Source organism: Micromonospora sp. 067-2, from assembly GCF_046549295.1.
GTDB lineage: Bacteria > Actinomycetota > Actinomycetes > Mycobacteriales > Micromonosporaceae > Micromonospora.
This window is the reverse complement of the sequence record NZ_JAJPWB010000005.1, coordinates 332,985-345,463: the sequence shown is the minus strand read 5'-3', so window position 1 is coordinate 345,463 and position 12,479 is coordinate 332,985. Positions and strand designations below refer to the sequence as shown.

The 12,479-nt window shown below is 72.5% G+C and carries 14 protein-coding genes and 1 pseudogene; 9 read left to right on the top strand and 6 right to left on the bottom strand.

Going from position 1 to position 12,479, the window contains the following annotated elements; all coding sequences use genetic code 11:
• Positions 1-87 precede the first annotated feature (87 nt).
• Entirely contained in the window at positions 88-1,287 is a 1,200-nt protein-coding gene (locus ACLJN9_RS14355) for a glycosyltransferase (protein ID WP_410811788.1), read from the top strand.
• A gap of 29 nt (positions 1,288-1,316) precedes the next feature.
• Here the strand turns inward: ACLJN9_RS14355 and ACLJN9_RS14350 are convergent, their stop codons facing one another.
• Genes ACLJN9_RS14350 through aroA form a run of 4 tightly spaced genes read right to left on the bottom strand, consistent with a single transcriptional unit; the run spans position 1,317 to position 5,509 of the window.
• On the bottom strand, positions 1,317-2,171 hold the full coding sequence (locus ACLJN9_RS14350) for a hypothetical protein (protein ID WP_410811995.1): 855 nt from the start codon (positions 2,169-2,171) through the stop codon (positions 1,317-1,319).
• Positions 2,172-2,230: 59 nt separating this feature from the next.
• Positions 2,231-3,049 (bottom strand): histidinol-phosphatase, encoded by an 819-nt coding sequence (gene hisN / locus ACLJN9_RS14345; protein WP_410811787.1) that lies wholly within the window; start codon positions 3,047-3,049, stop codon positions 2,231-2,233.
• A 28-nt stretch (positions 3,050-3,077) separates the two neighbouring features.
• Entirely contained in the window at positions 3,078-4,238 is a 1,161-nt protein-coding gene (rsgA, locus tag ACLJN9_RS14340; protein ID WP_410811786.1) for a ribosome small subunit-dependent GTPase A, read from the bottom strand.
• Complete coding sequence (gene aroA / locus ACLJN9_RS14335) at positions 4,208-5,509, bottom strand: 3-phosphoshikimate 1-carboxyvinyltransferase (RefSeq protein ID WP_410811784.1); 1,302 nt, start codon at positions 5,507-5,509, stop codon at positions 4,208-4,210. The genes rsgA and aroA overlap by 31 nt, the downstream gene beginning before the upstream one ends.
• Before the next feature lie 103 nt (positions 5,510-5,612).
• Between aroA and ACLJN9_RS14330 the strand changes: the two genes are divergently transcribed.
• The 5 genes from ACLJN9_RS14330 (at position 5,613) to rsrA (ending at position 8,977) form a co-directional block, all read left to right on the top strand.
• Positions 5,613-6,314: an SOS response-associated peptidase gene (locus tag ACLJN9_RS14330; protein WP_410811783.1), complete on the top strand. Its 702-nt coding sequence runs from the start codon at positions 5,613-5,615 to the stop codon at positions 6,312-6,314.
• 195 nt (positions 6,315-6,509) lie between these two features.
• Entirely contained in the window at positions 6,510-6,902 is a 393-nt protein-coding gene (locus ACLJN9_RS14325) for a WhiB family transcriptional regulator (protein ID WP_410811782.1), read from the top strand.
• Between the two features lie 52 nt (positions 6,903-6,954).
• Positions 6,955-7,572: an alpha/beta family hydrolase gene (locus ACLJN9_RS14320; RefSeq protein WP_410811781.1), complete on the top strand. Its 618-nt coding sequence runs from the start codon at positions 6,955-6,957 to the stop codon at positions 7,570-7,572.
• A gap of 288 nt (positions 7,573-7,860) precedes the next feature.
• The gene (locus ACLJN9_RS14315; RefSeq protein WP_410811779.1) at positions 7,861-8,688 is read left to right on the top strand and encodes a sigma-70 family RNA polymerase sigma factor; all 828 of its coding nucleotides are present in this window, start codon (positions 7,861-7,863) and stop codon (positions 8,686-8,688) included.
• 1 nt (position 8,689) lies between these two features.
• Entirely contained in the window at positions 8,690-8,977 is a 288-nt protein-coding gene (rsrA, locus tag ACLJN9_RS14310; RefSeq protein WP_030336658.1) for a mycothiol system anti-sigma-R factor, read from the top strand.
• A 110-nt stretch (positions 8,978-9,087) separates the two neighbouring features.
• Here rsrA and ACLJN9_RS14305 read toward each other — a convergent pair whose 3' ends face one another.
• Positions 9,088-9,201: a 50S ribosomal protein bL37 gene (locus ACLJN9_RS14305; protein WP_410811777.1), complete on the bottom strand. Its 114-nt coding sequence runs from the start codon at positions 9,199-9,201 to the stop codon at positions 9,088-9,090.
• Positions 9,202-9,382: 181 nt separating this feature from the next.
• On the opposite strand from ACLJN9_RS14305, the gene ACLJN9_RS14300 reads away from it, so the two are divergent.
• Positions 9,383-9,604 (top strand): biotin/lipoyl-binding carrier protein, encoded by a 222-nt coding sequence (locus tag ACLJN9_RS14300; RefSeq protein WP_410811775.1) that lies wholly within the window; start codon positions 9,383-9,385, stop codon positions 9,602-9,604.
• A gap of 5 nt (positions 9,605-9,609) precedes the next feature.
• Positions 9,610-10,110 carry a GNAT family N-acetyltransferase gene (locus ACLJN9_RS14295; RefSeq protein WP_410811773.1) on the top strand — a complete coding sequence of 167 codons (501 nt, stop codon included), beginning with the start codon at positions 9,610-9,612 and terminating at the stop codon, positions 10,108-10,110.
• Positions 10,111-10,126: 16 nt separating this feature from the next.
• On the opposite strand, the pseudogene ACLJN9_RS14290 reads toward ACLJN9_RS14295, so the two are convergent.
• Positions 10,127-10,788, bottom strand: a pseudogene (locus ACLJN9_RS14290) (TetR/AcrR family transcriptional regulator).
• A 112-nt stretch (positions 10,789-10,900) separates the two neighbouring features.
• Here ACLJN9_RS14290 and ACLJN9_RS14285 point away from each other — a divergent pair.
• Positions 10,901-12,475 (top strand): MDR family MFS transporter, encoded by a 1,575-nt coding sequence (locus ACLJN9_RS14285; RefSeq protein ID WP_410811772.1) that lies wholly within the window; start codon positions 10,901-10,903, stop codon positions 12,473-12,475.
• Positions 12,476-12,479 lie beyond the last annotated feature (4 nt).

The following is a 12,479-nucleotide window of genomic DNA, read 5'->3' as shown; positions in this document are numbered from 1 at the left end:
CCAGGTTTCGGCTCCCGACCTCCGGGTTAATGGGACGCTCTGACCGGGAGGACCACCGCCGAGGGAAATATCGCAGGGAGGTGACCCATGCGCGTTGGCCTCGTCTGCGCGCACACCAGTTCGTACCGGCACGCCGACGGCCCGCCGGTCGGCACCCACCAGCACATCACCCGGGTCGCCGCCGAGTTGGCCGGCCGGGGCCACGACGTCCGGATCTACGAACGCCAGGATGCCCCGGGGCTACCGGTGACCGTGGACGTCGACGGCTACCGGGTGCAGAGGGTCTCGGCGGGTCCGCCCACGCCACTGTCCACCGCCGAGCTGATCCCGCACGTCACCGAGTTCGGCCGCTGGCTGGCCGACGATTGGGGTGGCGCCTGGCGTCCCGAGGTGGTGCACGGGCACTACTGGATCGGCGGCCTGGCCGCCGCCCACGCCGTACGGGAGACCGACCTCCCGGTGGTGCAGACCTTCCACTCGCTCGGCGTCGAGCAACTGCGCCACCTCGGCGGTCGGTACGACGGGCCGGGGGAGCGGATCCCCCTGGAACGCGCACTGACCCGCGCGGTGGACATCGCGGTGGCCCAGTGCAACGACGAGGTGGACGAGCTGACGCGGATGGGCCTGCAACGCAGTTCGGTGGCGATGGTGCCCGCGGGCGTGGACATCGAGCAGTTCCACCCCGACGGAGAGGCGGCGCCGCGCGAGCAGCGGGCCCGGATCCTGTCGGTGGGCGGGCTCTCCCCGGGCCACGGCCAGGAGGACCTGATCCGGGCGATGCGGCTGGTCGGTGACGCCGAGCTGGTGATCGCCGGCGGGCCGCCGGCCGACCAACTGGCCACCCATGCGGAGGCACGTCGGCTGCGCGAGCTGGTCGAGCAGGTCGGCCTGGCCGGCCAGGTACGCCTGGTCGGCGCGGTGCCGCACGATCAGATGGCGACCTGGTACCGCTCGGCGGACGTGGTGGCCTGCACGCCGCACTACTCCTCCGCCGGCCGCGTCTCCCTGGAGGCGATGGCCTGCGGAGTGCCGGTGGTCGGCTACGCGATGGGCGGCCTGGCCGACGCCGTCGTCGACGAGGTCACCGGCCGGTTGGTGCCTCCCGGCGACGTGCGGGCCCTCGGGGTCTCCCTGCGCCGGCTGCTCGCCGACAACGCCGCCCGGTTCGCCTACGGCCACGCCGCGGTGGACCGGGTCCGCAGCAGCTACACCTGGGAGCGGACGGCCGGTGCGCTGGAGCGCCTCTACGAGCGGGTGGTGAGCCGCCGCAAACCGGTCGAGGCGTGACGCGGCGCCGGTAGCGGCCTGGCCTCCGCTCAGGCTCCTCGGGCGGCGCCGACCATGGCCGGGTCGCGGCGGCGCGCCGACGCGCGCTGCTGCTGCGGCTCGGCGTACCGGGTCAGCCCGATCACGGCGGCCAGGGTGACCAGGAAACCAACCGCGGCCAGCCACTCCCGGCCGGGCCAGATCTTGTCGTTGAGCAGCAGGAGGCCGACGATCGCCGCCGGCACCGCGCCGGCGGCGTCCATGGCGGCGACCGCGGCGGTCGTCGAGCCACGCTGCATGGCGAGACCGAGCAGCAGTTGGCCGACGACGGAGTGGACGATCAGCAGGTAGAACAGCGGGTTGGCGAGGAACGCCTCGGCCGACGACGCGGAGGCCAGGGGCCGGGCGGCCACCGCGGCCGAGGAGAACGCCAACCCGGCGAGCGAACCGAGGGCCACCGACCCGGGTGCCCCGTGCAGCCGTACGGCGAAGACACCGAGCACCGCGATCACGCCGAGCGCCGCCAGCAGGGCGACCGAGCCGGCGGTGCCGAGCTGCCGGGACGGCGCCGGCCGTGCGGACACCACCAGCGCGGTGATGCCGGCGAAGAGCAGGGCCAGCAGCACCACCTCGGCCACCGGTAGCCGCCACTTCAGCACCAGCACGCCGAGGATGGCGGTCACCCCGAGCCCGGCGGCCACGCTGGCCTGGACCAGGAACAGCGGCAGGTCGCGCCGGGCCAGGAAGGCGAGCACGAAGCCGGCGATCTGACAGCACAACCCGACCAGGTACGTCCGGTGCCCGGCCAGCCGCAGCAGCAGCCCCGGATCGAAGGTGTGGTGCACGGTGGTGCGGGCCGCGGCCACCGACTGGAGCAGGTTGGCGAAGCCGTACGCAACGATCATCGTCGCCAGGAAGCACCAGCCGGAGGAGACCACCTGGCGAGGATAGAGGTTGCGGGGGGTCAGCGCTCGGCTGGTCGATCCAGGCGGGTGAGGATGTCGGCGTGCAGTACACCGTTGGTGGCCACCACGCTGCTCTCGGTGCCGGGCGCACCAGCCGGGGCCGGTCGACCGGCCAGATCCGTGACCGTGCCACCCGCCTCGGTGATGATGGGCACCAGCGCCGCGACGTCCCACAGCGACAACTCCGGCTCGACCATCACGTCCAGTGCGCCCTCGGCCAGCAGTACGTAGCCGTAGAAGTCGCCGTACGCCCGGCTCCGCCAACTGTCGCGCATCAGGTCGAGCATCGCGTCGAGCCGTCCGGCTCGCTCCCACCCGGTGAGCGACGAGTAGCAGAAGCTGGCGTCGGCGACCCGCCGCACCGCGGACACACCGATCCGCTCACCGGCGGCGGGACCCGGTCCGGCGTACGCGCCCGCGCCCGCGCTCGCCCACCAGCGCCGCCCCAGCGCCGGTGCGGACACCACGCCGACCGCCGGGCGGTCACCGTCGAAGAGCGCGATCAGGGTGGCCCAGACCGGCACGCCGCGGACGAAGTTCTTCGTGCCGTCGATCGGGTCGACGATCCACCGCCGGCCGCCCGGACCGCTGGCCGGGGAGCCGCCGTACTCCTCGCCGAGCAGGCCGTCACCCGGCCGGTGCTCGGCCAGCAGCGCGCGGATCTCCCGCTCCACGGCGGTGTCCGCGTCGGAGACCGGCGTCAGATCGGGCTTCGCCTCGACCCGCAGGTCGAGCGCGCGGAACCGGGCCGTGGCGATGGCGTCGGCCCGGTCGGCGAGCAGATGGGCGAGGGCGAGGTCGTCGGCGTACCCGGTCATCCCGGCAACCTAGCCGACGCCCGCCGGCTCACTCGTCGGGCCCGCGCCGGTCACCCTCGCCAGGCCCGCGCTGGTCGCTCTCGCCGCGCGAGTCGCCCTCGCCCGCGCGGGAGGCGAGCAACCGGCGGTACGACGCCAGCCGGCGCGGGTCGGCCTTGCCGGCGGCCACCCAGGCGTCCAGCCCGCAGTCGGCCTCGTCGGCGGAGTGCGGGCAGTTGGGCGGGCAACTCTCGGTGCCCTCGACCAGGTCCGGGAAGCCGTGCAGCAGGCTGTCGGCGGAGACGTGCGCCAGCCCGAAGCTGCGGATGCCCGGGGTGTCGATGATCCAGCCCGGGTCGGTGTCGACGCCGGGGATCGGCGGCAGCCGGAGCGCCACCGCACTGGTCGAGGTGTGCCGGCCACGGCCGATCGCGCTGACCACACCGACCGCCCGAGCGGCGTCCGGGACGAGCCGGTTGACCAGCGTCGACTTGCCCACCCCGGAGTGCCCGACCAGCACCGACACCCGGCCGGCCAGCAGCGCGCGCAGGGCGTCCAGGTCGGAGTCGGGGCGGTTGAGCACGTACGGCAGTTCCAACTCGGTGTAGTAGCCCAGCACCTCCTCCGGCCCGGCCAGGTCGGCCTTTGTGAGGCAGAGCAGCGGCTCGATGTCGGCGTCGTACGCGGCCACCAGGCAGCGGTCGATGAACCCGGTGCGTGGCGGTGGATCGGCCAGCGCGCTGACGATCACCAACTGGTCGGCGTTGGCCACCACCACCCGTTCCAGGCGACCCTCGGCGGTGGTCTCGTCGTCGTCGGCGGTGCGCCGCAGCACCGAGCGACGCTCGGCGATCCGGACGATGCGGGCGAGAGCACCCTCGGCACCGGAGGTGTCGCCGACGAGGCTGACCCGGTCACCCACGACGACCGACTTGCGGCCCAACTCGCGGGCCCGCATCGAGGTGACCGTCGGCAGCTCGGCCCCGGCCACGCCGCGCTCGGCCCCGGCCAGCACGCAGGTGTAGCGCCCTCGGTCGACGGCGATGACGAAGCCGTCCACCGCGTCGGAGTGCCGGGGTCGTGTGCGGGTACGCGGACGTGAGGATTTTCCGGGTCGGACCCGTACGTCGTCCTCGTCGTACTCCCGCCGTCTGGTCGCCAGGACCGCCCCCTGTTCCGTCAGCTCTTGCCGGTCACCATCGCTGACCATAGTGCCGGGAACTCGGGCATGGTCTTCGAGGTACACCCGACGTCGTCGACCTCGATGCCGGGCACCGCGAGGCCGGCCACCGCGGCGGCGTGCGCCATCCGGTGGTCGTGGTAGGTGCGGAACACCCCGCCGTGCAGCGGCCGGGGCCGGATCTCCAGCCCGTCCGGCGCCTCGGTGACGGCCGCCCCGAGAGCCGTGAACTCCCGCGCCAACGCGGTCAGCCGGTCGGTCTCGTGGCCGCGGATGTGCCCGACGCCGGTGAAGGACGACGGCGAGTCGGCCAGCATCGCCAGCGCGGTCAGCGCCGGCGTCAGCTCACTGACGTCGGAGAGGTCGGCGGTCAGACCGTGCACCACGCCGGTGCCCCGGACGGTCAGCCCGGTGGTGGAGAGGGTGACCTCGCCGCCCATGCGTTGCAGCAGCGAGCGGAGCTGCTCGACCGGCTGCGAACTGCTGTGTGGCCAGCCCTGGAGGGTCACCTCGCCGCCGGTGACCAGGGCGGCGGCGAAGAACGGCACCGCGCCGGAGAGGTCTGGTTCGATCTCCCAGCCGCGCCCGGTGAGCGGGCCGGGCTCCACGGTCCACACGTCCTCGGTGGTGTCGTCGACCGCCGCGCCGGCGGCCCGCAGCATCTGCACGGTCATCCGCAGGTGCGGCGCCGACGGCACCGGAGGGCCGACGTGTCGCACCACGACGCCGCGGTCGAAGCGCGGCGCGGCCAGCAGCAGCCCGGAGACGAGCTGGCTGGAGGCGGAGGCGTCGATCACCACCTCGCCGCCGGTGACCCGGCCGGTGCCGAGCACGGTCAACGGGAGGCTGCCCTCGCCGGCGACGTCGATCCGGACGCCCAGCGAGCGCAGGGCACCGATCAGCGGGCCGAGCGGCCGGGTGCGGACGTAGGGGTCGCCGTCGAAGGTGATCCGCCCGTCGGCCAGCCCGGCCACCGGCGGCACGAACCGCATCACCGTCCCGGCCAGGCCCACGTCGACGTGCGCCGGGCCGACCAGCGGATGTGGCCGGACCAGCCAGCGCTCGTCGTCGCTGATCGACACGTGTGCGCCCATCGCCCGCAGGCCGGCCGCCATCAGCTCGGTGTCCCGGGCGCGCAGCGGCCCGGCCAGCGTCGACGGACCGGCGGCCAGTGCGCTGAGCACCAGGGCGCGGGCGGTCATCGACTTGGACCCGGGCAGGCGCAGCGTGGCCGCCACCGGGTCGGAGGCGGTCGGTGCGGTCCACGGCTGTGGCGGCCGGGTCGCGGTCAGATTCCCCACGGCTACATTCTGCCGTGTCGGCGGGTCGATGGCGCAGACCGGCGGTCGTACTCCCGGTTGGCGGGACAGCCGACGGGGCACCCGACGGGCTAGCGTGTGCCCCATGTGCGGCAGGTACGCGACGACCCGGAGCTCCGGAGAGCTGAGCGCGCTGTTCGAGTCGTCGGACGACACCGACGGCCAGGTCCGGCCGGACCACAACGTGGCGCCCACCGACCCGGTGCCACTGGTCCGGGTCACACCGGAGGGGCACCGCAGCCTCCGCGTCGGCCGCTGGGGCCTCCTGCCGCACTGGTCCCGGTCGGCCGCCGGCGCGGCCCGCATGATCAACGCACGGGCGGAGACGGTGGCCACGAGCCGGGCGTACGCCGGGGCGTTCGCCCGTCGCCGGTGCCTGGTGCCGGCCGACGGCTGGTACGAGTGGGTCCGTCAGCCCGACGGCGGGCGCCAGGCGTACTTCATGACCCCGACCGACGGCTCGGTGCTCGCGCTGGCCGGAATCTGGTCGGTCTGGGAGTCCGGTGCCGACACCCGGCTCACCTTCAGTGTCCTCACCACCGAGGCGCTCGGCGAGCTGGCCGAGGTGCACGACCGGATGCCGGTGCTGCTGCCGCCCGCGCGGTGGGCGTCGTGGCTGGCGTCGACCGACGAGCCGGATCGTCTGCTGGCTCCGGCGACGGCGGCCCAGCTTGCCGGGTTGGAGATCCGTCCGGTCTCCTCGGCGGTGGGTGACGTCCGCAACGACGGGCCGCAGTTGATCGAACGAGTGCCGGTGGTCGCGGCGCAGAGGCTCACCCTGTTCTGAGCCCACGTGCATCGTCGGGCACCGATTTGCCAGGGTTGCGAGCGATTCGTCTCCTGGCCGTTCAGTCATGTTCTTGGCAGCCCCTTGTCCCGGCGTCCGCAAGTGCGATAGAACACAGCGCCGGTAGTGGGCGTCGATTCGCACGGGGCGGACGACATCCACCGATCTTGCCGGTCCCACGGGGGAGGTGGGTGGATGACACGGGCGCGTATGCCCCGCCCGCACGAGGTGGCTGCGGCGCGGCGAGATCCGCGACTGCTGCGGGCCTTGCAGGAACGGCGTGAGGATGACGCCTGGCGCACCAGAGGAACGTGCCAGAGCGTCGATCCAGAGACCTTTTTTCCGGCTCCGAACGAGCCTGCTGACGCCGCCGTCGCGCTCTGCCGCGGGTGCGACGTCCAGGGGTCGTGTCTGGCCTGGGCGCTGGAGGTGGGTGACTGCCACGGCGTGTGGGGCGCGACCACGCCCCGGGAGCGCCGGGCGATGCTGGTCGCCTGGCGCGGCGAGGTCCAGCCGGATCCGGACGCCGTCGACGATGCGGGCCCGCCGGTGCGCGACCGCCTGCTCACCCTGGTGCCGCTGAGCTGACCAACCGCCGGGTCCCGGCCCGGGTGCCGACGTGTCGGCGCAGAATGGGTCGGTGCCGCCCATCGACGAAGTCGACACTCCGCGCGGTCCAGCGCGGATCGACACCGACCTGCCGGCCCGGCCGCCCGCCGCCCTGCTGGTGCTCGGTCACGGTGCGGGCGGCAGTGTGGACGCGCCCGACCTGCTCGCGGTGCGGGACGCGGCGGTCGCGGCCGGCCTGGCGGTGGCCCGGGTGACCCAGCCCTACCGGGTCGCCGGCCGCCGCGCGCCGGCCCCGGCGGGGCACCTCGACGAGGCCTGGATCGCGGTGCTCGCCGCGCTGCGCGACAGGTATCCCGACAGTGCGGCGTTGCTCGTCGGCGGGCGCTCCAGCGGCGCGCGGGTGGCCTGCCGGACGGCCCACACGGTGGGCGCGGTCGGCATCCTCGCGTTGGCCTTTCCGCTGCACCCGCCCGGCCGGCCGGAGCGTTCCCGGGCCGCCGAACTGGGAACCGGGCTGCCGACGCTGGTGGTCAACGGTGACCGGGACCCGTTCGGAGTGCCGGAGCCGGGGCCCTCCGTGCAGGTGGTGACCCGACCCGGCGAGACGCACGACCTGCGGCGGGACCCGGCCGGCACGGCGGCCGTGGTCGGCGACTGGCTGCGCGCGCAGCGCTGGGCCCCCGGCTGATCCGGCGCCGCCGGAACGAGGCAACGGCCCGGCCGCCTGACCACGGCGAACCCCGACCGGGGCGTCGCACGGGCGGGCGGACCGTGTCCGGCGCCGGGCGCGACTCGTTGCATCCGATGGTGCCGCCGGCCCGATCCGGACGGGCGGCGCCAATCCTCCCAGGCCCTTCCTGGTCCCAGCGCCGGCCGTGGCCGGGGCCGGGACCAGGAACGGGAGAGCCGGCCGGAATGCCCCACCCGCCTTCCCGCGTTACTACCCCCGGACGACTTTTCTGCGAGGGGGTGACGGGTGCCAACCGATACACGGAGCCTGGAACGGGACGAACGGGACACTCGGCAGCTGAAGCGGCTGTTGGGTGGCCCGGACTGGCCCGCGACAGCGGGACCGGGCGGGGTGGGCGCGGTGAGCACCAGCACACCAGCCGGAAGTGAATCTGTGGGCAGGTCCGTGCGCGTATCCTCGGCGGGAAAGCATCCGACGCGAGGGGATGTGCGGTTGACCACCGAAAAGACGGACGAGCGCAGGGCCCGTTTCGAGCGGGACGCGATGCCATTCGTCGATCAGCTCTACGCTGCCGGGCTGCGGATGACGCGCAACCCGGCGGACGCCGAGGACCTGGTCCAGGAGACCTACCTGAAGGCGTACGCCGCCTTCCACCAGTTCGAGCAGGGCACGAACCTGAAGGCCTGGCTGTACCGGATCCTGACCAACACCTACATCAACTCCTACCGCAAGCGGCAGCGCCAGCCGATCCAGGCGCCCACCGAGGAGATCACCGACTGGCAGCTCGCCGAGGCCGAGTCGCACACCTCCAGTGGGCTGCGCTCCGCCGAGACCGAGGCACTGGACCGGCTGCCCGACAGCGACGTCAAGGAGGCCCTCCAGCAGCTGCCGGAGGAGTTCCGCCTGGCCGTCTACCTCACCGACGTCGAGGGCTTCTCGTACAAGGAGGTCGCCGACATCATGGGCACGCCGATCGGCACCGTGATGTCGCGCCTGCACCGGGGCCGTCGTAATCTGCGCAAGCTGCTCGAGCGCTACGCGGGGGAGCGGGGCTTCAGTGCGGCCCGCGCCTCGAAGGGTTCCACCACTGCCGCTGCCGGCCGGGAGGTGTGACGTGAGCTGTGGGGAGCCGCACGAGACGGACTGCCGCGAGGTGCTCGCGGAGGTGTACCTCTACCTGGATCTGGAATGCGCGGACGAGCGGCGCTCGCTGATCCGGCACCACCTCGACGAGTGCGGGCCCTGCCTGCGCGAGTACGGCCTCGAGCAGGAGGTGCGGGCGCTGGTGGCTCGGTGCTGCGGCAACGAGACCGCGCCGGATGAGCTGCGCGAGCGGCTGCGGGTCAAGCTCACCGAGCTGGTGGTCTTCGAGACCAGCGATTCCCGCGAACTGGCCGACTGACCTCGGCGTACCGAACGGACAAACCGGTGGCCCGGGTCGATCTCGACCTGGGCCACCGGCGTCCGCCGGGCTTGCCTGACCGGTGACGGGCCGTTGGCCCGTCGGCGCGTTCAGGAGTTGGGACGCTTGCCGTGGTTCGCGGCGTTCTTCTTCCGGGCCTTCTTCTTACGGGACTTCTTCGCCATGGTGACCTCCTCGTGATGGGTCGGATCCGCCCTGCGCACGACCTCGCGCCGCTGCTCCTACCGGCGGCCCGGCGTCGGGTCCGACCCGCTGATGGTAGTGCGGCCGGCACCCGACGCCTTCCCCCGGGGCGGTCGAGCACGCGGCCGTACCGCTCCACACCCACGGTCCGCCGTCGCATGATTGGATACGTCGGCAGGCACATCGGGATGAGGGAGGGCCGTGGACATGGCCGAGGAGATCCGCGCCGAGATGGTGGCGAACGTGTGGAAGGTCGTGGCCTCGACCGGTGACACGGTGACCGAGGGCGACACCCTGGTGATCCTCGAGTCGATGAAGATGGAGATCCCGGTCATCGCCGAGTCCGACGGTGTGGTCAGCCAGCTCGCCGTTTCCGAGGGCGACGTCGTGCAGGACGGCGACCTCATCGCGGTGATCGGTTGACCGGCATGCAGGTCCGGCGCGCCGACCCGGCCGACTTTGCCGCGGTGGCCCGGCTGACCGTGGCCGCGTACGAGGCGGACGGTCAACTCAAGGGCGAGAACGGATACGGCGCGGTGCTGGCCGACGTGTCGGCCCGGGCCGCCAGCGGCGAGGTGCTGGTCGCGCTGGACGACGAGACCGGCGCGGTGCTCGGCTCGGTCACCTTCGTGCTGCCGGGCACCCCTTTCGCCGAGTTGTCGGGCCCGGGCGAGGCGGAGTTCCGGATGCTCGCGGTCGACCCGGCCACGCAGGGCCGGGGTGTGGGTGCGGCCCTGGCCCAGGCGTGTGTCGACCGTGCGGCCGAGCTGGGCTGCACCGCGGTGGTGATCTGCGTCCGCGCGGGGATGGCCGCTTCGGCGCACCGGCTGTACGGGCGGCTCGGGTTCGTTCGCTCGCCCGAGCAGGACTGGTCGCCGGTGCCGGGCGTGGACCTGCTCGGCCTGCGGCGGGTGCTCACCCGAGGCTGAGTGTGCCTCCTGCCGGCTATGGGCTGGGACGCCGGAGCCGGCCCGGGGGCTGAGCCTCCGGTCGATTCAGGCTGGCGGGCCGGCCGCGGTGGCCGGGGCCGTGTCCTCGTCGGGATCCGTGCCGATGGCGGCCAGCAACTCGTCGGCCACCTCCAGGGCGATCCGCCGGCGCTCGTCGTCGGTGATGTCCGGTGCCCGGACGGCGAACCAGCTGCTGTGCACCGCGAACAGGGACAGCGCGGCGCGCAGTTGGGCGGCGGGGGATTCGTCGCCCCGGCAGAGCGCGTTGGCGAGCTCCATCATCCGGCCGCGCATCTGCTGGCCGGCGGCGAGGCTCTTGAGCGCGGTCTGGTTCTGCTCGAAGAAGCGCATGACCGACGGCTGCTCGCCGGCGAACATCGTGTCGGCGTACCGGGAGATCAGTGCGCGCCGGGTGGCCAGGGTCGCCGGCTGCGACTCGGCCCAGGTCGTCAGCGCGTCCATCCGGTCCAGCCGGTCCTCGACGAAACTGGCGACGATGTCGTCCTTGCTCTTGAAGTGGTAGTAGAGCGCTGCCTTGGTGACGTTGAGGCGCTCGGCGATCTCCCGTAGCGAGGTCTTCTCGTACCCCTGCTCGGTGAAGAGCTCCAGCGCGACGGCCTTGATCCGCTCCCGGGTGCCGCCTGTGCTCTCCCTCACCCACGCCCCCTCATCGACTTGACCGCCAGTTGCTACCCAACTTACCGTGCGGCTAGTAAGGTGACTAGCCGGGCGGCAAGTAAGCACGACAATACTTTGGGGGAGCTTACCCATGACTGAGGCAACCCAGGCCGGCGCACGACCCAACGTGAGGGTCGTGCTGTTCGGGCTGATGATCGCGATGATGCTCGCGATGCTCGACAACATGATCGTCAGCACCGCGTTGCCGCGGATCGTCGGCGAGTTCGGCGGGCTCGACCACTTCACCTGGGTGGTCACCGCGTACGTCCTGGGCACCACCGTCTCCACCCCGATCTGGGGCAAGCTCGGTGACCTGTACGGCCGCAAGTCGGTCTTCCTGACCTCGGTCGGCATCTTCCTCTTCGGCTCCGCGCTCTGCGGCATGGCGGGTTCCGGGATGTTCGGCGGTCCCGAGGACGGCATGGTCCAGCTCATCGCCTTCCGGGCCGTGCAGGGCCTCGGTGCCGGCGGCCTCATGGTCGGTGTGATGGCGATCATCGGTGACCTGGTTCCGCCCCGCGAGCGCGGGCGCTACCAGGGCATGATCGCCGGCATCATGGCCATCGCCATGGTGGCCGGGCCGCTGGTCGGCGGCTTCATCACCGACCACCTCTCCTGGCGCTGGGCGTTCTACGTGAACCTGCCGCTGGGCGGCGTCGCGCTGCTCGTGCTGATCACCACGATGCACCTGCCGAAGTACCGCACCGAGCACCGGATCGACTGGCTCGGCGCCGGCCTGCTCTCCGTCGGCATCACCGCGATCGTGCTGATCACCACCTGGGGCGGTAACCAGTACGACTGGACCTCTCCGCAGATCCTCGGCCTGGCCGTGCTGTCCGTGGTCGCACTGGTGGCGTTCGGTCTGGTCGAGCGCCAGGTACCGGAACCGATCCTTCCGCTGGCGCTCTTCGCCAACCGCAACTTCGCGCTGATCTCGCTGATCGGCTTCCTGCTCGGCTTCGCGATGTTCGGGGCCATGAACTTCCTGCCGCTCTACCAGCAGACCGTTCAGGGGGCCTCGGCGACAAACAGTGGTCTGCTGCTGCTGCCGCTGATGTTCGGCATGTTGGTCGTCTCGCTGGTCATCGGGCGGGCGATCACCAAGACCGGCAGGTACCGGGCGTACCCGATCATCGGTGGCGTGGTGATGACCGCGGGCATGGCGCTGCTGACCATGCTCGACACCGACACCAGCAAGCTGCAGTCCTCGCTCTACATGGTGGTCCTCGGCGCCGGCATGGGCTTCCTCATGCAGACCTCGATGCTGATCGCGCAGAACAGCGTGGAGCAGAAGGACCTCGGCGCGGCCAGCGGCGCGGCGACGTTCTTCCGGTCCATCGGCGGCTCGTTCGGCATCTCGCTGTTCGGCGCGATCTTCGCCAACCGCCTTGCCGACTCCGCCGCCGGAGCGGCCTTCGGCGGCGGCGGCGGGTTCAACCTGGAGAAGCTCAAGGAACTGCCCGCCCAGGCCCGCGAGCTGGTGCTCGGCGGTCTCGCCGACTCGATCTCGCACGTCTTCCTGTGGGCGGTGCTGTTCACCATCGCGATCCCGGTGCTCGCCTGGTTCATCAAGGAGATCCCGCTGCGCACCGCGAACGAGGCGCCAGCGCAGGCCACGCCGGAGGAAGAGGCCGAGATCGCCCTCGGCAGGGCCCCGGTCGCCTGATCCC

What these genes read in the sequence shown, in the direction of transcription:
- ACLJN9_RS14355 (WP_410811788.1), top strand. Translation starts at nt 88, where the DNA reads ATGCGCGTTGGCCTCGTCTGCGCGCACACCAGTTCGTACCGGCACGCC.
- ACLJN9_RS14350 (WP_410811995.1), bottom strand. Translation starts at nt 2,171, where the DNA reads ATGATCGTTGCGTACGGCTTCGCCAACCTGCTCCAGTCGGTGGCCGCG.
- hisN (WP_410811787.1), bottom strand. Translation starts at nt 3,049, where the DNA reads ATGACCGGGTACGCCGACGACCTCGCCCTCGCCCATCTGCTCGCCGAC.
- rsgA (WP_410811786.1), bottom strand. Translation starts at nt 4,238, where the DNA reads ATGGTCAGCGATGGTGACCGGCAAGAGCTGACGGAACAGGGGGCGGTC.
- ACLJN9_RS14330 (WP_410811783.1), top strand. Translation starts at nt 5,613, where the DNA reads ATGTGCGGCAGGTACGCGACGACCCGGAGCTCCGGAGAGCTGAGCGCG.
- ACLJN9_RS14325 (WP_410811782.1), top strand. Translation starts at nt 6,510, where the DNA reads ATGACACGGGCGCGTATGCCCCGCCCGCACGAGGTGGCTGCGGCGCGG.
- ACLJN9_RS14295 (WP_410811773.1), top strand. Translation starts at nt 9,610, where the DNA reads ATGCAGGTCCGGCGCGCCGACCCGGCCGACTTTGCCGCGGTGGCCCGG.
- ACLJN9_RS14285 (WP_410811772.1), top strand. Translation starts at nt 10,901, where the DNA reads ATGACTGAGGCAACCCAGGCCGGCGCACGACCCAACGTGAGGGTCGTG.